This is a genomic window from Ramlibacter sp., from assembly GCF_050250995.1.
Lineage (GTDB): Bacteria > Pseudomonadota > Gammaproteobacteria > Burkholderiales > Burkholderiaceae_C > Ramlibacter.
On the sequence record NZ_JBFWNP010000024.1, the window covers coordinates 57,209 to 74,715 of the forward strand.

At 65.6% G+C, this 17,507-nt stretch carries 17 protein-coding genes; 15 read left to right on the forward strand and 2 right to left on the reverse strand.

The window, feature by feature from the left end:
- Positions 1-26 precede the first annotated feature (26 nt).
- The gene (gene argH, locus AB7E83_RS16230) at positions 27-1,418 is read right to left on the reverse strand and encodes an argininosuccinate lyase (RefSeq protein ID WP_428571237.1); all 1,392 of its coding nucleotides are present in this window, start codon (positions 1,416-1,418) and stop codon (positions 27-29) included.
- 61 nt (positions 1,419-1,479) lie between these two features.
- On the opposite strand from argH, the gene AB7E83_RS16235 reads away from it, so the two are divergent.
- The 12 genes from AB7E83_RS16235 (at position 1,480) to AB7E83_RS16290 (ending at position 14,033) form a co-directional block, all read left to right on the forward strand.
- Positions 1,480-2,520 carry a sensor histidine kinase gene (locus AB7E83_RS16235; RefSeq protein ID WP_428571239.1) on the forward strand — a complete coding sequence of 347 codons (1,041 nt, stop codon included), beginning with the start codon at positions 1,480-1,482 and terminating at the stop codon, positions 2,518-2,520.
- Positions 2,521-2,533: 13 nt separating this feature from the next.
- Positions 2,534-3,274, forward strand: a complete 741-nt coding sequence (locus AB7E83_RS16240; RefSeq protein WP_428571241.1) for a LytR/AlgR family response regulator transcription factor — start codon at positions 2,534-2,536, stop codon at positions 3,272-3,274.
- Positions 3,275-3,395: 121 nt separating this feature from the next.
- Complete coding sequence (locus AB7E83_RS16245; RefSeq protein ID WP_428571243.1) at positions 3,396-4,568, forward strand: AI-2E family transporter; 1,173 nt, start codon at positions 3,396-3,398, stop codon at positions 4,566-4,568.
- Positions 4,569-4,704: 136 nt separating this feature from the next.
- Positions 4,705-5,850 carry an acyl-CoA dehydrogenase family protein gene (locus AB7E83_RS16250; RefSeq protein ID WP_428571245.1) on the forward strand — a complete coding sequence of 382 codons (1,146 nt, stop codon included), beginning with the start codon at positions 4,705-4,707 and terminating at the stop codon, positions 5,848-5,850.
- A gap of 22 nt (positions 5,851-5,872) precedes the next feature.
- Positions 5,873-6,394 carry a MaoC/PaaZ C-terminal domain-containing protein gene (locus AB7E83_RS16255; RefSeq protein WP_428571247.1) on the forward strand — a complete coding sequence of 174 codons (522 nt, stop codon included), beginning with the start codon at positions 5,873-5,875 and terminating at the stop codon, positions 6,392-6,394.
- Positions 6,391-7,608: a thiolase family protein gene (locus AB7E83_RS16260; RefSeq protein ID WP_428571249.1), complete on the forward strand. Its 1,218-nt coding sequence runs from the start codon at positions 6,391-6,393 to the stop codon at positions 7,606-7,608. Before AB7E83_RS16255 ends, AB7E83_RS16260 begins: the two co-directional genes overlap by 4 nt.
- A complete protein-coding gene (locus tag AB7E83_RS16265; RefSeq protein WP_428571251.1) occupies positions 7,605-8,024 on the forward strand; it encodes a Zn-ribbon domain-containing OB-fold protein in 420 nt (139 codons plus the stop codon). Before AB7E83_RS16260 ends, AB7E83_RS16265 begins: the two co-directional genes overlap by 4 nt.
- A 32-nt stretch (positions 8,025-8,056) precedes the next feature.
- Positions 8,057-9,046 carry a Bug family tripartite tricarboxylate transporter substrate binding protein gene (locus AB7E83_RS16270; protein ID WP_428571253.1) on the forward strand — a complete coding sequence of 330 codons (990 nt, stop codon included), beginning with the start codon at positions 8,057-8,059 and terminating at the stop codon, positions 9,044-9,046.
- Positions 9,047-9,236: 190 nt separating this feature from the next.
- Complete coding sequence (locus AB7E83_RS16275) at positions 9,237-10,193, forward strand: Bug family tripartite tricarboxylate transporter substrate binding protein (RefSeq protein ID WP_428571255.1); 957 nt, start codon at positions 9,237-9,239, stop codon at positions 10,191-10,193.
- A 102-nt stretch (positions 10,194-10,295) separates the two neighbouring features.
- Complete coding sequence (locus AB7E83_RS16280) at positions 10,296-12,632, forward strand: acyl-CoA dehydrogenase (RefSeq protein WP_428571257.1); 2,337 nt, start codon at positions 10,296-10,298, stop codon at positions 12,630-12,632.
- A gap of 55 nt (positions 12,633-12,687) precedes the next feature.
- Positions 12,688-13,395 carry a glutathione S-transferase N-terminal domain-containing protein gene (locus tag AB7E83_RS16285; protein WP_428571259.1) on the forward strand — a complete coding sequence of 236 codons (708 nt, stop codon included), beginning with the start codon at positions 12,688-12,690 and terminating at the stop codon, positions 13,393-13,395.
- Positions 13,392-14,033 (forward strand): 2-hydroxychromene-2-carboxylate isomerase, encoded by a 642-nt coding sequence (locus tag AB7E83_RS16290; RefSeq protein WP_428571261.1) that lies wholly within the window; start codon positions 13,392-13,394, stop codon positions 14,031-14,033. Before AB7E83_RS16285 ends, AB7E83_RS16290 begins: the two co-directional genes overlap by 4 nt.
- A gap of 55 nt (positions 14,034-14,088) precedes the next feature.
- Here AB7E83_RS16290 and AB7E83_RS16295 read toward each other — a convergent pair whose 3' ends face one another.
- Positions 14,089-14,328, reverse strand: a complete 240-nt coding sequence (locus tag AB7E83_RS16295; RefSeq protein ID WP_428571263.1) for a phage integrase N-terminal SAM-like domain-containing protein — start codon at positions 14,326-14,328, stop codon at positions 14,089-14,091.
- Positions 14,329-14,572: 244 nt separating this feature from the next.
- Between AB7E83_RS16295 and AB7E83_RS16300 the strand changes: the two genes are divergently transcribed.
- The 3 genes from AB7E83_RS16300 to AB7E83_RS16310 all read left to right on the forward strand — a co-directional run bounded on the left by AB7E83_RS16300 (position 14,573) and on the right by AB7E83_RS16310 (position 17,338).
- Positions 14,573-15,025 carry a hypothetical protein gene (locus AB7E83_RS16300; RefSeq protein WP_428571265.1) on the forward strand — a complete coding sequence of 151 codons (453 nt, stop codon included), beginning with the start codon at positions 14,573-14,575 and terminating at the stop codon, positions 15,023-15,025.
- Between the two features lie 227 nt (positions 15,026-15,252).
- On the forward strand, positions 15,253-16,713 hold the full coding sequence (locus AB7E83_RS16305; protein WP_428571267.1) for an RNA-directed DNA polymerase: 1,461 nt from the start codon (positions 15,253-15,255) through the stop codon (positions 16,711-16,713).
- Between the two features lie 184 nt (positions 16,714-16,897).
- Entirely contained in the window at positions 16,898-17,338 is a 441-nt protein-coding gene (locus AB7E83_RS16310; RefSeq protein ID WP_428571269.1) for a hypothetical protein, read from the forward strand.
- Positions 17,339-17,507 lie beyond the last annotated feature (169 nt).

Sequence of the window (17,507 nt, forward strand, 5' to 3'; positions counted from 1 at the left end):
TCGTTGTTCTGTCGCGGCGCGCGGCCTCAGGCGAGGCGCGCGCGGTGGCGCGCGATCTGCGCCTTCACCTGCGCGGGCGCGGTGCCGCCCAGGATGTTGCGCGCATCGAGCGAGCCGCGCAAGGACATCGCGTCGTACACGTTCTTCTCGATGGCCGGATTGAACTGTTGCAGCACCGCGAGCGGCAGCTCCGTGAGATCGCACTTGTGCGATTCCGCCGCCTTGACCGCATGCGCCACCGTCTCGTGCGCGTCGCGGAAGGGCAGGCCCTTCTTTACCAGGTAGTCGGCCAGGTCGGTGGCGGTCGCGTAGCCGCGTTGCGCCGCCTGCTCCATCGCCTGCGGCTGCACGGTGATGCCCTCCACCATCTCCGCGAAGATGCGCAGCGTGTCCTTGAGCGTGTCGACCGTGTCGAAAAGCGGCTCCTTGTCTTCCTGGTTGTCCTTGTTGTACGCGAGGGGCTGCCCCTTCATCAGCGTGATGAGCCCCATGAGGTGGCCCACCACGCGCCCCGTCTTGCCGCGCGCGAGTTCGGGCACGTCCGGATTCTTCTTCTGCGGCATGATCGACGAGCCGGTCGTGAAGCGGTCGGCGATGCGGATGAAGCCGAAGTTCTGGCTCATCCAGAGGATCAGCTCCTCGCTGAAGCGGCTGACGTGGACCATCGCGAGCGTCGCGGCGGCGGTGAACTCGATGGCGAAATCGCGGTCGCTCACGGCGTCCAGCGAGTTCTGGCACACGCCCTCCATGCCCAGCTGCTGCGCGACGAATTCGCGGTCGAGCGGATAGCTGGTGCCCGCCAGTGCCGCCGCGCCGAGCGGCAGGCGGTTCGTGCGCCGGCGGACGTCCTGCAGGCGCTCGTGGTCGCGAGCGAACATCTCGACATAGGCGAGCATGTGGTGGCCGAAGCTCACCGGCTGCGCCACCTGCAGGTGGGTGAAGCCGGGCATGACGACGTCGACGTTCTTCTCCGCGATGTCGACCAGCGCCTTCTGCAATCCCGCGAGCAGCTCGGAGATCAGGTCGATCTCCCCGCGCAGCCACAGGCGGACGTCGGTGGCGACCTGGTCGTTGCGGCTGCGGCCGGTGTGAAGGCGCTTGCCGGCGTCGCCCACCAGCTGCGTGAGGCGCGCCTCGATGTTCAGGTGGACGTCTTCCAGGTCGAGTTTCCACTCGAAGGCGCCCGACTCGATCTCGGCGCGCACCTGCGCCATGCCGCGCTCGATGGCGGCGAGATCCTCGCTCGCGATGACTTTCTGTCGCGCCAGCATGCGCGCATGCGCGAGCGAGCCTTCGATGTCCGCCTGCCACAGGCGCTTGTCGAAGAAGACGCTGGCGGTGTAGCGCTTCACCAACTCGCTCATGGGCTCGGAAAAGAGCGCGGACCAAGCCTGGGATTTCTGATCGAGTTGACTCATAGGGGATGTAGTTCCAATTTCCTCCAATTCACGAATAATGAAGGCTGACGCTGGAACGAGGATGGACGACTCCCAAATTTTATCGGCCTTCCAGGATCTGCCCGGACGGACCGGTCCGCGGCCGGTCCGCGGCGCGCGCGCGCTCGTGTTCGACGCGTGCCACGTCGGCGTGGTCCTGCGCGCGGTGATTTTCGTGCTGGCGGTCGTGGGCGTGGCCGGCATGTATGGCGCGGAAACGGTCGTCGACTGGCTGGGCCGCGCGTCGGTGCTGAGCGGCGCGGCGGTGCCCGCCACGCTCGCCTGGCTGCTGGTCGCGTGCAGCCTCAAGGAGCGGCTCGCGCGCCTGCCGCTGGCGGCGCAGCATCTGTGCGGCGTGGTGCTGGGCGCGCTCGCCGCGCTGTATGGCGGCGGCCTGCTGGCCATGATCGGCGTCGCCCCGGTGCCCTGGGTCGCGACGGCCTGCACCGGCGCCCTGCTGGCCTGGCTGCTCGTCGCCGCACTGGTCATGCGCGCCAAGGGGCGCATGCCGGCCGAGACCACCGCCCGCCTTGCGGAGCTGCAGGCGCGCATCCGTCCGCACTTCCTCTTCAACAGCCTGAACAGCGCCATCGCCCTCGTGCGCGAGGACCCGGCCCGGGCGGAGGCGCTGCTCGAGGACCTGAGCGAGCTTTTTCGCCACGCGCTCGTGGACCGCGGCGACGCGGTGCAACTCGCGCAGGAGGTCGAGGTGGCGAAGCACTATCTCGACATCGAGCAGGTGCGCTTCGGCGAACGCTTGCGGGTACAGTGGGCGCTCGACCCCGCCGCGGGCGGCGCCCGCGTGCCGCCGCTCTTCCTGCAGCCGCTGGTGGAAAATGCGGTCAAGCATGGCGTCGAGCCGAGCCCCGAGGGGGCCGAGGTGAAGATCACCACCCAGCGACGCGGGGGTGTGGTGGTGATCAAGGTGACCAATACCGTCCCGGCAGGACAGGGGCGGGCGGGGCACGGCGTGGCGCAGGACAACGTGCGCGACCGGCTCCGGCTGCTGCACGATGTGCAGGCGCAGTTCCAGGCCGTCCTGAAGGACGGCCTGTACCAGGTTCGCATGGAAGTACCCGCGTGAGGAGGGAATCTCTATGAGCTTGCAGGTGCTGCTGGTCGACGACGAACCGCTCGCGCGCTCGCGCCTGCGGACCTTGCTTGGCGATTGCGCCGCCCCCGCCGCCACGGTCGCGGCCGAGGCCGCCAATGCCACCGAGGCGATGGAACAGCTGCGACGCCGACGCTTCGACGCCGCGCTGGTGGACATCCACATGCCCGGCGCGGACGGGATGGCGCTCGCGCAGGCGATGCGCAGCCTGGCCGATCCGCCGGCCGTCGTCTTCGTGACGGCCTTCGCCGAGCATGCGGTGGGGGCCTTCGAACTGGAGGCGCTCGACTACCTGACCAAGCCCGTGCGGCTGGAGCGCCTGCAGGCGGCGCTGCAGAAGGTCGAGCGGCAGCTCGCCACGCGCCGCCCGGCCTTGCCCGAGACCCCGCCCGAGGTGCTCGTCATCCAGGATCGCGGCCGCACCGAGCGCGTGCCGCTGATGGAGGTGCTGTACTTCAAGGCCGAGCTCAAGTACATCACCGTGCGAACCGCCACACGCAGCTACATCCTCGACGGCTCGCTGAGCGAACTCGAGGAAAAGCACGCGGCGCGCTTCCTGCGGGTGCATCGCAATGCACTCGTGGCGCGCGGCGCGGTGAGGGCGCTCGAGAAGCACTACGACACCGAGGAGGGCGAGGGCTGGGCCGTGCGTCTTCAAGGCATTGACGAATCCCTTTCCGTGTCGCGCCGCCAGTTAAGTGCGGTTCGCGAAGCGCTGGCTCACTGACCGGGCTCTTGGCTCTCCGGCCCGGGTCCCCGCCTACGCCGGATGCAGGCGCCGTCCGCCACGGCAGAGGCAGTCGCGCGCCTACGATCCAGCGCGAAACTCAGCAAGACGGAGCACCTCCTTGGACCCCAAACTCGAACAGCCGCCCGAGGTGCCCCTGCGCACGTATGTCGATCCCCGCCAGCCTCCGCAGGTGGAACTGCACATGCCGGTGGTCGACGTGCGCAGCGTCACCCTGGGCTTGCTGGCAGTCCTGGCCGTGCTGGCGGTGCTCCGGCTGGCGAGCGGCTTCTTCATCCCGCTCATGCTCGGCCTGGTGTTCACCTATGCGCTCTCGCCCGTGGTGGACTGGCTCCAGCGCCTGCGGATCCCGCGTGCGCTGAGCGCCGCGGTGCTCATCCTCGGCGTGCTCGGCGGCACGGGCGCCGCGGTCTACTCGATGGCCGACGACGCGAATCAGCTGATCAGCTCCATGCCCGAGGCCGCCACCAAGCTGCGCGAGGCGCTGCGCAAGCGCACGACCGGCCCGGCGACACCCGTCGATTCGGTGCAGAAGGCCGCGACCGAGTTGCGGCGGGCGGCCGAGGAAACGAGCGCGCCCGACCGCGTGCGAGGCGTGCAGCGCGTGGTGGTGGAAAAGCCGCGCTTCGACGTTCGCGAGCACCTGTGGACGGGCACGGTCGGACTCGCCAGCCTGGTCGGCCAGGCCGTGGTCATCACCTTCCTCACGTACTTCCTGCTGATCTCGGGCGACACCTTCCGGCGCAAGCTCGTGAAGATCGCCGGACCCGGTCTCGCGCAGAAGAAGATCGCGGTGCAGGCGCTCGACGAGATCAATGCGCAGGTGCAGCGCTACCTGCTCGTGCAACTGGTCGCCAGCGTCGCGGTCGGTCTCGCCACGGGCTTCGCGTTCGCCATGCTCGGCCTCAAGCACGCGGCGGTGTGGGGCGTGGCCGCCGGCGTGCTCAACCTCGTTCCGTACGTCGGCTCCATCGTCGTCACGGCCGGTGCGATGGTGGTCGCGTTCATGCAGTTCGGCGAGCTGGACACGGCGCTCCTCGTCGGCGGCATCTCGCTGCTGATCAACGTGGTCGAAGGTTATCTGCTCGTGCCCTGGGCCACGAGCAAGGCCAGCAGCATGAACCCCGTCGCCATCTTCATCGGCGTGCTCGCCTGGGGCTGGCTGTGGGGCGTGTGGGGACTGCTGCTCGGCATCCCCATCCTGATCGCGGTGAAAGCGATCTGCGACCGGGTCGACCACCTGAAGCCGCTCGGGGAACTGCTGGGCACCTAGTCAAGCCGATACCGCCATCGCGTTCCGTACTTCGAGGAACTTCGAAGGCGTCGAAACGCCGCTTCACAAAAGGCCACTTGGTTCGCCGCTCGCGAAGCCCGAGACTTCGCTGCACGCAATACCAAGGAGCAGCGCGATGGCGAACTTTCTCGACGATTCCGAGCAGATGTGGCTCGACACGGTCAACCGGTTCATGGACAACGAGATCACCTGCGAATACATCCGCAAGTGCGACATGAACCGGGAATACCCGTACGAGGCCTACGAGAAGATCGCGAAGCAGGGCTGGCTCGGTCTGCTGTTCTCCGAGGAAGAGGGCGGCGCGGGCGGCAACATCTTCGACTACACGCTGATGGCCGAGGCGCTCGGCAAGTACGGCTTCGACTTCGCGGCCGCGGTGCTCGTGCCCACGTTCACCGCGATGAACATCTCGAAGTTCGGCACGCAGGCGCAGAAGGACAAGTACATCAAGGCCTTCATCGACGGGAAGATCCGCTTTTCGATCTCCATCTCCGAGCCCGATGCGGGCTCGGACGCGTCCAACACCAAGACCCGCGCGCGCCAGGACGACAACGGCGACTGGATCGTGAGCGGCCAGAAGCTGTGGTGCAGCGGCGCCGCGTCGCGCAACACCGTGATCGCGATGCTCGTGCGCACCGACGCCGACAACAAGCACGGCGGCCTGTCGGTGCTGCTGATCCCGAACGACACGCCGGGCCTCGTCATCAACAAGCTGCCCACGCTGTCGCGCCACTCCACCGGCACCACCGAGATCTTTCTCGACAACGTCCGCGTGCCCGCGAGCGCCCTGCTGGGCGAAGTGGGCCAGGGCTGGGAGATCATCACCGACCACCTGGAGCTCGAGCGCTGCTCGGTGGCCGGCGCCTACGTCGGCAATGCGCAGACGGCCGTGTCGACCGCCGTGCGCTACGCGCACGAGCGCGTCCAGTTCGGCAAGCAGCTGTGGGACTTCCAGGTGCTCAAGCACATGCTGGCCGACCGCCAGACCGAAGTCGACGCGGCGCGCCTGCTGGTGTATCGCGCAGCGCGGATGGCGGCGGACCACCTGCCGTGCAGCCGCGAAGTGTCCATGGCCAAGCTGTATGGTTCCGAGACGCTGAAGCAGTGCGCGCTGACCGGCATGCAGGTGCTGGGCGGCTATGCCAACCTGCCCGAGGCGGACATGGAGCGCTACCTGCGCGAGAGCATCCAGTCGACCATCGGCGGCGGCACCTCGCAGATCCAGAAAACCATCATCGCCAAGTCCATGCGGCTGGCCTGACATTCAAAGAGGAGAATCGAACATGCCCCTGATCAACAACAAGATCGACCAGAGCTACGACGAACTCGAGATCGGCCAGGTGTTCCGCTCCGGCGGCCGCACCATCACCGAGACCGACGTGGTGAATTTCTGCGCCTTCACCGGCAACTGGATCGAGATCCATACGAACATCCACTACACGAAGAACACGCGCTTCGGCCAGCGCATCGTGCAGGGCTCGCTCACCTATTCGGTGGTGACCGGCCTCATCCAGTTCGGCCTCGGCATCCAGGCGAACTACGGCATCGACAACATGCGCTTCCTCGCGCCCGTGTTCATCAACGACACGATCTACGCGGTGTGCGAAGTCATCGACAAGAAGGAGAAGGACGACAAGTACGGCGTCATCAAGTTCCTGATGAAGGCGCTCAACCAGGACGGCGTGGTGGTGCAGAAGGCCGAGTGGAGCCTGCTCATGCTGCGCAAGCGCGAAGACCTGGACGGCCTGATCGGCGCGACGCTTCCGATTGAAAAGCCGGCCCAGAAGCCGGCGCCGAAAAAATGAGCTCGCCCCAACCCGTCGCCGCGATCGTCGGCATGGGCGATGCGTACGCCACCGTGCGCAACCGCAAGGACCCGCTGCAGCTCGCCGCGGAGGCGACGCTCAACGCGCTCGACGACGCCGGCGTCCGCAAGGACCAGGTCGATGCGATCTTCACCGGCCGCTCGCCCTGGGCCGACCAGCGTTCGCAGTGGAGCAACATCTTCCTGTCGCACATGCACATGCCGGTGACGATCACCACCGAGATCACGATGCACGGCTCGGGCCTCACGGCCTCCGTCCACCTGGCCTCGCAGATGATCGCCGCGGGCAAGGCCGAGTACGTGCTGTGCCTGGCGGCCGATGCCACCGAGCTTTTCGTCGACGCCGTCGCGATGGGCGCGGAAGCCGACGCCGACCCCGCGCACGAGATTCCCTTCGGCCCCACGATCCCCGCGCTGTACGGACAGGCCGCGAGCCGCTACCTGCACGAGTTCGGCTGGACCGAGGCCGACCTGGCCGACGTGCCCATCGCCAACCAGCGCTGGGGTGTGAAGCATCCGCATGCGGCGAAGGCGCGCTTCGGCGAGATCACGCGCGAGCAGGTGCTGGCATCGCCCTACATCGCGTCGCCGCTGCGCCGCTGGATGTGCTCCACCTGGGGCGGCGGCACGGGCGGCGCGCTGCTCGTGACCTCCGTCGAAAAGGCGAAGACCGCGAAGGACCCCGTGTACGTGATGGGCTACGGCTCGGCCACGACGCACGAGTACCTGACGGACCGCATGAACATGCGTTCGTGCCGCTACCCGGGCCTGGGCGCCTTCCCCAACCTCACGCACACCGGCACGGCCGAGGCGTCGCGCCAGGCATTCGCGCAGTCCGGGCTGTCCCACAAGGACATCGACATGGTGCAGATCTCGGCGAACTTCGCGCACATGGCGCCGATCATCATGGAAGACCTCGGCTTCGCGAAGAAGGGCCGCGGCCTCGAGATCTACCGCGAAGGCCGCACCGGCATCGACGGCGACCTGCCGACCGACACCAACGGCGGCTGGCTCTCGTTCGGCCAGCCCGGCATCTCGTGCAACATGGACACGTACATCGAAGCCGTGCGCCAGTTGCGCGGCAGAGCGCTGGGCGCGGCGCCGAGCAAGCGTCCGAACACCGTTCTCGTCCAGGGTGCCGGCGGCATGATCTCCGCCGGCGCCGTGACCTTGCTTTCCAGGAGCGCGACATGAGCAGCGTGAAATACGAAGACGGCTGGCCGCAGCCGCACCGCATCATGGACGCGGAGCCCTACTGGGCCGCGCTCCAGGAAGACCGGCTGACCTACCAGCGCTGCGACACCTGCACGCAGGCCGTGTGGCCGCCGCACGGGTTCTGCCCGCATTGCAGCGGACGCTCGCTGACCTGGCACACGTCGAAGGGCAAGGGCAAGGTCTACTCGCACAGCACCGTCGTGCGCGGGCCGACCGCGACGTGGCAGAAGATTTCGCCGTACACCGTCGGGTTCGTGGAGATGGATGAGGGTTATTACCTGTTCACCCAGTTCCTTGCAAAGCCTGACGACGTCGTCATCGGCAAGCGGGTGGAAGTGCGTTACGAGAAGAGGGGCACGCAGACGCAGCCGCTCTTCGCGCTGGTCGATCAATAATCCCCGACATTTTTCCAAAGCAGGAGACATCGATGAAACACATTCTTCGCCGCAGCTGGCTGCGCATGGCCGCGCTGGGTTGCGCGGCATTCGCGCTTTCCGCCGGCACCGCACAGGCGCAGGACTGGCCGCAGCGCCCCGTCAAGATCGTGATCGCGCAGGCCGCCGGCTCGTCGGGCGACACGCTCGCGCGCCTGCTCGCGCCGAAACTCGAGGCGATCTGGAAGCAGCCGGTGATCGTCGAGAACCGCACGGGCGCGGGCGGCATCGTGGGCACGGAGTTCGCGGCCAACGCGACGGACAACCACACGCTGCTGCTGGCCTCGGCCAGTTCCTACCTGCCGAAGTACACGACCAAGGCGCTGCGCTACGACCCCTTCACCGACCTGCAGCCGATCTACAAGGTCATCGCCTACCAGTACGTGCTGGTGACGAACGCGGAGACGGCGAAGAAGGCGAAGAACCTGCGCGAGTTCGTGGCGCTGAGCAAGCAGAACCCGCTGTTCTTCTCGGGCCTCGGCCGCACCGCGATCTTCAACATCTCGATGGCCATCATCAACAAGTCGATCGGCGTCAACTACACCCCCGTGGACTTTAACGCGGTGACCGCGATGAACCTCGCGCTCCTGCGCAACGACACGCAGTTCCTCGTGAACACGCCCAGTTCCGTGGCCGGGCAGATGGACGCGGGGACGATCGTGCCGCTGGCCGTGATCAGCAACGAGCGCTACGCCAACCTGCCGAACGTGCCGACGCTCGCCGAGGCGGTGGGCTACAAGGACTACGTCCCGCAGATCTGGGCCGGCATGCTCGCGCCGAAGTCGCTGCCGAAGAACATCGTCGACAAGGTCGCGCGCGACCTCGGCACGATCTACGCCGACGCCGAGGGCCGAAAGCAGATCGAGACCAAGATCTCCGGCGCCATGCTGCGCTCGAGCCCCGCGCAGTTCGACAAGGAAGTCCGCGAGGAAGCCGGCCACTGGCAGGAAGTCTTCAAGGCGATGAACTTCGTTCCGGAGTAAAGCCGCAGTAACGCCGGAGCAACGCGCGCCCAGAGCTTCTGGCCCGTTGTACGGAACGCGCGAGGGGCTCGCGATTGCGCGCCTCCCGCCGTTGCCGGACCATTCGCTTCCCGTTCCCCATGCGGCCTTTCGGCCGCATTTTCGTTTCGGGCCGCCGCCCCGCGCGGCGCCCTTTGTCGAGGACCTGTCCATGATCGATCGCCGCTCCCTTCTTCTGTCCGTGCCGGGTCTCGCCACGCTCGGCGCATCGTCGGCCTTTGCCCAGGCGTGGCCGGACAAGCCCATCCGCTTCATCGTGCCCGTGGCTCCCGGCTCGGCCACCGACGGCGTGGCACGGCAAGTGGCCAACGCATTGCCGAAGTACATCCCCGGGGCGCAGGTCGTTGTCGACAACCGGCCCGGCGCGGGCACCGTGCTCGGTACCGATGCGGTGGCGAAGGCGCCCGCCGATGGCTACACCATCCTCTTCAACCTCTCGAGCTTCTACACCGCGCAGTTCATGGAGAAGGTGAACTTCGACGCCGTGGCCGACTTCGAGCCCATCGCGAAGATGACGTACACGACGCTCGTCATGGTCACCGCGCCCGATTCGCCCTACAAGACCGTCGCCGACCTCGTGGCCGCCGCGAAGAAGGCGCCGAAGACCATCGCTTTCGCGAACGCCGGTGACGGCACCACCTCGCACATGGGCGGCGCGCTGCTCGCCTCGCTCGCCAACATCGAACTCGTGCATGCGCCGTACAAGAACGGCTCGCAGGCCATGATCGACGTGTCGAGCGGCCAGGTCGGCATCGGCTTCTCGGGTCCGGCGGCGCTGCCGCTGGTGAAGGCGGGCAAGCTGCGCATCATCGCAACGACGGGTGCGAAGCGCACCCTCGAAGGCATTCCCGACGTGCGCGAGACCAAAGGCCTGGAACAGTACGAGGTCGGCTCGCCCGTGTGGGCGTTCGCGCCCAAGGGCACGCCGGCCGCGATCGTCAATCGGCTGTCGGATGCCTTCGGCAAGATCGCCGCCACGCCCGAGTTCAAGGCCTTCGCCGACGCGCAGCAGCTTGCCGTCGACTACCAGCCCGCGGCCGCGGTGAAGGCCGCGTCGCCGGGCGAATCGGCGAAGTGGAAGCGCTTGGTCGCGCTGACGAAGACCTGAGCCGGCCCGGCGGGAGAGGGCGCGCGCCCTTTCTCGATGGCGAACATGGCGTTCGCGACATTCGACTTGGCTTGCGCCGGGGGATTGCGGAGACTGAAGGACATGGAACAAGCACAAGTGAATGCCGCGGAGGATGCGGAGCTCATCGGCGCCATCGAGGACTCGGCCGAATCGTTTCTGCAGGCGCGCGGCGGCCTCGACGTGCCGCGCAAGCGGCGCGCGAGCGAAGAAGACACATTGCCCAAGGCGGAGTTCGGCCGCGACGACTGGTCGCAGGTCGTGGAGCTCGGCTGGCCCGGGCTGCTCGTGCCCGAAGCGCAGGGCGGCCTCGGGCTCGATCTGCGCGCGGCCGCGGCCATCGCGCGCAAGGCGGGCCGCTGGGTCGCGCCCGAGCCGTTCACGGCGGTGGCGGGCGTGGCGGCGACGCTCCTGTCGCGCGCGGCAACGGATGCGTCGCGCCGACTGCTCGCTTCGGTGGTTTCGGGTGAACGCATCGTCGGCCTGAACCTCGATCTCGAAGCGGGCGCGGCGGGATCGGCATCGGCTGCCGCCTGTACGCTGGAGAGCGCAAGCGGCGGCGTGCGCCGTCTCTCGGGTGTCGCGCCCTATGCGGTGCCCGCCGATCCGGCGGACGGCTGGCTGCTCGCGGCGCACGATGCGCAGGGCGCTCCGGTGCTGGTGTACGTCGGCGCGCGCGACGACGGCGTGAAGGTCGAGCCGCTGCGCGAAGTCGACGGCCGCTCGCGCGCGAAGCTGCACCTGGCCAACGTCGCCATCGGCGCGCAGGCCATCGTCGCCGAAGGCGAGGGCGTTGCAGCCTTGATCGGCGAAGCGGCGCGCGTGGGCCGCGTGCTCACGGCCGCGGAACTGCTGGGCGCCGCGGAGCGCCTGCAGGCGATCACCACCGAGTACATCTCGCAGCGCAAGCAGTTCGGCAAGGCCATCGGCAGCTTCCAGGTGCTTCAGCACCGCCTGGTCGACGTGAGCATCCAGGTCGAACTCGCGCGGGCGTGCATCGAGGAGGCGGTGCAGGGTTCCGATGCGTCGGCGATGCGCGCCAAGCTGCGCGCCGCGCGCGCGGCGATGGACGCGGGCCTGACGGCCGTGCAGCTGCACGGTGCGATGGGCATCACCGACGAATGCGACGTGGGGCTCGTCTTCAAGCGCATCCTGGCGCTCGTGCCGCGCTTCGGCACCGACCGCGAGCTGCAGGCGCGCTGGCTCGCGCTCGCGGGCGACGCACCGCACGAGGACGACGTGGCCGATACGTGGAAGGGCGAATTCCCGAAGACGGCGGACTGGGCCGCGATGCCCGACGACGAATTCCGCGCGATGCTGCGCTCGTTCATTTCACGCAACTACCCGAAGGACCTGCGCCACATGCCGCGCCGCGTGCATTGGCCCGAGATCGGCGACTGGTACCGCTGCCTCGCGAAGCAGGGCTGGATCGCGCCCGCGTGGCCCGTGAAATTCGGCGGCCTGGGATTGCCCGCAGCGAAACAGCTCGCGTGGTTCGAGGAGTTCGAGTCGTACGGCGTCGCGCGCGCGCCCGACCAGGGCATCCTGATGGTCGGACCGGTGCTCATGCAGTACGGCAATGCCGAACAGCAGAAGCATTTCCTGCCGAAGATCCTGAGCGGCGAGAACGTGTGGTGCCAGGGGTATTCGGAGCCGAATGCCGGCTCGGACCTCGCGAGCCTGCGAACGGAGGCCGTCATCGACGGCGACGAGTTCGTCGTGACCGGCCAGAAGATCTGGACCACGCTCGCGCAGGACGCCACGCACATCTTCATGCTTGTGCGCACGGACAAGGAAGTGAAGCAGCAGCAGGGCATCAGCTTCCTGCTGTGCGACCTGCAGACGCCGGGCATCACGATCCGCCCGATCCGCGACCTCGCGGGCCACGAGGAATTCTGCGAAGTCTTCTTCGACAAGGTGCGCGTGCCGCGCGAGAACCTCGTCGGCGAGCTGAACCAGGGCTGGACGATCGCGAAGGCGCTGCTCGGCTTCGAGCGGCTGCACCTGGGCAGCCCGAAGCAGACGCAGCATGCGCTGGGTTACCTGAAGTCGCTGGGCCAGTTGAGCGGCCTGATGGACGATGCGGCCTTCCGTGCGTCGTATGCCGAGCTCGCGCTCGACGTCGCCGACCTCGCGTCGAGCTACTCTCGCTACGGCGACTATGTGCGGCGCGGCGAGAAGCTGCCGCAGTCGGTGTCGATGCTGAAGGTGTGGGCGACGGAGACCTACCAGCGCATCGGTCTGGCCATCGCGAAGTACGCCGGTACTTCGGCGGCGCTGGCCGGCGCGGTGCAGGTCGGCGAGGGCAGCATGCACCTGCTCGCGCCGCTCTTCAATTCGAGCGCGGCCAAGATCTACGGCGGGTCGAACGAGATCCAGCGGAATATTCTGGCGCGGACGGTGCTGGAACTGCCGGGGTAGGATCGCTCGTTAGCGGGCGTTCCCGACGACCCGCTCGGAGGCCAGGGCATCTTCGATGATCGACTTCTACTACCACCCCACGCCGAACGGCTGGAAGATCTCGATCATGCTCGAGGAGTGCGGGCTCCCATACAACGTTGTTCCCGTCGTACTCGGGAACGGCGACCAGCACAAGCCCGAATTCCTGGAGATCAGCCCGAACGGCCGCATTCCCGCGATCGTGGATCGCGCGCCCGCGGACGGCGGCGCTCCAGTTTCGATCTTCGAGAGCGGGGCGATCCTGCTCTACCTCGCCGAGAAGTCCGGTCGCTTTCTGCCTTCCGACCTGCGCGGGCGCTACGACGTCACCCAGTGGCTGATGTGGCAGATGGGCGGGCTCGGGCCGATGCTCGGCCAGCATGGCCACTTCAAGCTCTATGCGCCCGAAAAGGTTCCGTATGCCGTCACGCGCTACGAGCGGGAGGCGCGACGCCTCTACGGGGTGCTGGACACCGCGCTCGAGAAGACCGGAAGGTTCATCGCAGGCGACTACGGCATCGCGGACATGGCCTGCTTCCCGTGGATCATGACGCACAAGAAGCAGGGCCTGACGCTGGACGACTTTCCGAACGTGAAGCGGTGGTTCGCCGAAGTCCGCGCACGGCCGCAGGTGCAGCGGGGCCTTGCCCTCCTCAAGGAGGCTCGAAAGCCGCTCGATGAAGATGGCCGGCGCGTCATGTTCGGCCTCACGCGCGATGGCCAATTTACTCCCGAGGTCAAATGATCGAGTTCTTCTTCGACTGTTCGAGCCCGTGGACCTACCTCGCCTTCCACAACATTCAGCCCCTCGCCGCCGAATACGGCATGGAGATCGAGTGGCGTCCGGTGCTGGTGGGCGGCATCTTCAATGCGGTCAATCAGGAGGTCTATGCGAATCGCGGCAGTCCGGTTCGCGCGAAGCTTCGGTACCAGCGCAAGGACCTGCAGGACTGGGCACGCGTGGCTGGGCTCATCATCCGGATGCCGCCCACTGCGCATCCCGTGAACAGCGTGAAGGCGATGCGCGGCGCGATCGTGTTCCAGAAGGAAGGCAACTTGCTCCCTTACGCGAAGGCGGTTTTCGAGGCGTTCTGGCGGGACGATCTCGACATCTCGCAGGACGACGTGCTGGTCGAAGTCTGCCGTCGTGCGGGCCTCGATTCCACCCGGCTCTTCGAGGGGATCGCGAAGCAGGAGATCAAGGACGAACTGCGAGCCAACACGGACGAGTGCATCGCGCGCGGTGGCTTCGGGTCGCCCACCCTGTTCGTCGACAAGGTCGATATGTACTTCGGGAACGACCGCCTGCCGCTGGTTCGCGAAGCGCTGCGACAGTTGGCGATGGAGAAGCGGCTGGCGGAGAATCCGGGTGGGCCGCGTTAGGGTCGGAACTTTCGGAGTCTGCCGCTCGCGGCGGCCTGCGTCGGTGAGGGGCCGGCTACCTTGACGTTCTGGAGTCGCCACGGCGCGGCCGCCCGGTCTCTGCCAGCCAGGGCAAGTCGATGCGCAGCACCTCGCGGCACAGGAAAAAGCTGGCCGACAGCGTCTGGCGGTGCGTGAACGCGGACACGTTCCGGTCTTGCGCAAGGTGGGTGAGAAACGCCTCGCCCTCCGCAGCGCCCAGCTCGCGCGGGTGCCGCAAGCCCTGAAGACGCGCGAAGACACGCACCCACGCCATCTAGGACTTCTCCGTTGACAGCGCGTAGTGCCGCAGCCGAATCGGCCCACGCAACTGGCGACAGGGCGGCGTGCGTCGGGGGCGTCAGCCTGACGGACGTGATGCTGTTCATTCAGCCGCATATTTAGGAGAAGCCGGTTGGTAGTGGCCCTTGCCTTTGTCGCGAGCACATTGACCCGGCGAGGGGTTAACCGTAGTCTTCCGGGGGGTATAAATACAACTCATAAGACGGCGCAAGGAGCCCATGTCCAAGAACGCATTGATCGGGGTCGCTGGCGTGCACTACGTCGCTTCGGAGCTGTCGCGCCGCGGGATGGTTGCGCTACCAACGATTCGGAATACCGCAGCGTACGACATCGTTGCACTCAATGCTGCCGGAACGAAGCACGCAAACATTCAAGTCAAGGCTTCCTCAAAGAAGGTGAGCTTCTTTCCGATGCCCCCACCGGAGAAGGTGCGACCCGGGCCAAGGGATGTGTACGTCCTGGTTCGGTGGCTTGTCGCGGAGGAGCGCTATGAGGGCTTCCTACTATCCGGAAGGCAGGCCAGGGCGGCCGTCGAGGCCAGCTGCGAGTACCAGTCAGAGAGCATTCGGCGCGGGACACTCAAGGCTGTGTTTCCCTGCATATATGTTGGTCTGCGCGATGCGGTGGACGCCGCTCGATGGAATAGAGCATGGGAACAATGGGAGCTGTAGATCGTCGCCGCAGTACGCCGTCTAACACTGCGGTCGAGACCGAAACCCAACTGCAAGGCACCGCGAGGCGCGGTTTGCAATCATGCGCATCGCGGCGCCTTGCAGTCGGGTGCCGCTCACTTGCGCGTTAGACCTCACGAGCCAGCAATATGACACTAACAGCTGCTTCCGTTGAATGGGCTCTCGATTTCGTTCACGCACACTCCGACGGAGACCTCTTCCCAAAAGTGCTTGAGGTCGAAGCAGTCCTTGCAGAGAAGCCCCACTTTGTCGGGCAGATTGCGGCTGCCGACCTCGCCGCACTTCCAGCTGGAAGCTGTCGCCGATTCGTCGTGCCAAAGGACGAGATTTCATACAGGCAAGCCACTCAGCTTGACCCTCAAGATTCGATCGTTCTCGCAGCCCTGATCTACCAGTTCGGACAACAGATTGAAGATCTGAGGCTAGAAGCACGTCGAGTGTTCAGCTACAGGTTCCGGCCGACGCCCGCTGAGGGCCTATACAGTAGCAAAAATGCGTGGAACAGCTTTTGGACAGCAGCTGAATCCCACGCGACCAAGTACAGCCACATCCTTTATTGCGACATCGCGGATTTCTACAATCAGGTCTACCATCACACAGTAGAAAACCAGCTGATATCCGCTGGCTTGCCGAATCAGGCGGTGAAGTGGATCATCGGTTTACTTGAGTCCACGACAGCAGGCGTGTCGAGAGGTGTTCCCGTTGGTCCTCACCCGATTCACTTAATCGCGGAGGCCACACTGATCCCGGTTGATAACAGCTTGATGTCCGCTGGTGTGCGCCACATTCGGTACGCTGACGATATGGTCATCTTCTGCAGGAATGAGCGGGAGGCAAGGGCAGCGCTTTCGACCGTTGCCACTGTGTTGGACAAACAGCAAAGGCTAACGCTCCAGCGACACAAGACCAGGATCTATAAGCCCGATGAGTTTTCGCGCATTTGCGCAGGGATGATCGAGGACCGCCCGATCAATGCGAACGAGAAATCCCTTCTAGAACTTATCAGGAAGTACTCGGGTGGTGATCCCTACAAAACCATATCGTTCGCCCAGGTCCTGCCCGGCGACTGGGCATCAATATCCGAAGCCTCGATTCGGAGCGTGATCGAAGAGTACATCTCAGCGGACCCTGTCGACTATATACGACTTCGTTGGTTCTATCGGAGACTGGCGCAGATTGGCCATCCTGGGGGCATTCAAGTCTCCTTGGAGAATCTCGATAGCCTCGGTCCGTGTTTCGCGAACATCTGCTTCTACCTGGGGTCGGTGCAGTCGATTCCAGCGAAAGATTGGAAGCGCGTGGGAACAAGGTTGCTCCAACTGCTGAAGAAGCCCGAAGTGAGGTCAAGCGAATACTTCAGGCTCTTGATTTTGAGCGTGTTCACTCGCAATCAGCACATTAACCATTTCGAGAAACTGCGCTCAATGTTCCAGTCTGCAGACGCCTTCGTGCGCCGCGAAGTGATCCTGGCGGCGCGCCTCAATGGCGCTCTTGATTGGGTCCGCGAATTGAAGGAGGACTTCGCGGCGATGGATCCCTGGCAACAGCGCGCTATGTTGTTTGCTGTTGCCGGGCTCGCGAAGGACGAGCGAAAGTACTTCCTGGGTCGGCAAGCCCTGCATCGCCCTTTTGAGAAGACGCTAGCAAAGTGGGCGAAGAGCGCATGATCCATTCGGACGATTCGGGCCGAGTCCTAGCACTCGGGGCCACATGTGCGTAGCATCGGTGAGGTCGAACATGTCGTTCGACGCGGACACGCAGCGGCAGGGCGCCGCGTGGCGTGTTGAAAAGCATACCCCACGCGGCGCCCTGCCGCTGCGTGCCGGTCAACTCCGACGTTAGGCGGCGCAAGTGATCATCGGCTTGATCGAAGTGGCTCTGTTTGCAGTCGCTGTTTTGTTCGCCGGCCTCTGGGTGGCGAATCCGGGCGCGGACTATGAACCCTATGCGGCTCTCTTCGGACTGCTGGGTGGCGGGGTCGAGATTCTCCGTCGCTTCCAGCCGCTGAGCGCACTGTCTGACCACGACCGCAAGCTCGCTCAGATCTTTCGCGGGCTATTTGCAGAGTCAGGTCTGATTCGGCTCTACCAGCGGCACGACTTCATACTTCCACTCCCACGGGAGGCCGTGGTCCCTCTGACTACGATTGTTGAGACGTGGACTGATGAGTCACACTACTTCGTGGACAGACGGCTCCGTGCAAAGCAAGAACTCTTTATCAAATCGGTGAACGAGCTTGCCAACGAAATCGCCCGATACACGGTGCCGACGGCAGAGGCAATGTCTCCGTGATCACACGTGACATGGATCCGGAGAATCTGTCCTCCCACGTCAGAGGAGGGTGTCGGAAATTCTGTGTGCGAGGCATAACATGACGACAAGGAGCATGAGTGCCACGCAAACCGAAGACCAGCGCTGCGGCGCAGAAGGCGGAGCATCCGCCGATCCCGGCTGAATTGCT

Excerpts from the sequence above, each read along its gene's own strand:
- argH (WP_428571237.1), bottom strand. The coding sequence starts at position 1,418 with ATGAGTCAACTCGATCAGAAATCCCAGGCTTGGTCCGCGCTCTTTTCC.
- AB7E83_RS16235 (WP_428571239.1), top strand. The coding sequence starts at position 1,480 with ATGGACGACTCCCAAATTTTATCGGCCTTCCAGGATCTGCCCGGACGG.
- AB7E83_RS16240 (WP_428571241.1), top strand. The coding sequence starts at position 2,534 with ATGAGCTTGCAGGTGCTGCTGGTCGACGACGAACCGCTCGCGCGCTCG.
- AB7E83_RS16250 (WP_428571245.1), top strand. The coding sequence starts at position 4,705 with ATGGCGAACTTTCTCGACGATTCCGAGCAGATGTGGCTCGACACGGTC.
- AB7E83_RS16255 (WP_428571247.1), top strand. The coding sequence starts at position 5,873 with ATGCCCCTGATCAACAACAAGATCGACCAGAGCTACGACGAACTCGAG.
- AB7E83_RS16260 (WP_428571249.1), top strand. The coding sequence starts at position 6,391 with ATGAGCTCGCCCCAACCCGTCGCCGCGATCGTCGGCATGGGCGATGCG.
- AB7E83_RS16265 (WP_428571251.1), top strand. The coding sequence starts at position 7,605 with ATGAGCAGCGTGAAATACGAAGACGGCTGGCCGCAGCCGCACCGCATC.
- AB7E83_RS16270 (WP_428571253.1), top strand. The coding sequence starts at position 8,057 with ATGAAACACATTCTTCGCCGCAGCTGGCTGCGCATGGCCGCGCTGGGT.
- AB7E83_RS16275 (WP_428571255.1), top strand. The coding sequence starts at position 9,237 with ATGATCGATCGCCGCTCCCTTCTTCTGTCCGTGCCGGGTCTCGCCACG.
- AB7E83_RS16280 (WP_428571257.1), top strand. The coding sequence starts at position 10,296 with ATGGAACAAGCACAAGTGAATGCCGCGGAGGATGCGGAGCTCATCGGC.
- AB7E83_RS16285 (WP_428571259.1), top strand. The coding sequence starts at position 12,688 with ATGATCGACTTCTACTACCACCCCACGCCGAACGGCTGGAAGATCTCG.
- AB7E83_RS16290 (WP_428571261.1), top strand. The coding sequence starts at position 13,392 with ATGATCGAGTTCTTCTTCGACTGTTCGAGCCCGTGGACCTACCTCGCC.
- AB7E83_RS16295 (WP_428571263.1), bottom strand. The coding sequence starts at position 14,328 with ATGGCGTGGGTGCGTGTCTTCGCGCGTCTTCAGGGCTTGCGGCACCCG.
- AB7E83_RS16300 (WP_428571265.1), top strand. The coding sequence starts at position 14,573 with ATGTCCAAGAACGCATTGATCGGGGTCGCTGGCGTGCACTACGTCGCT.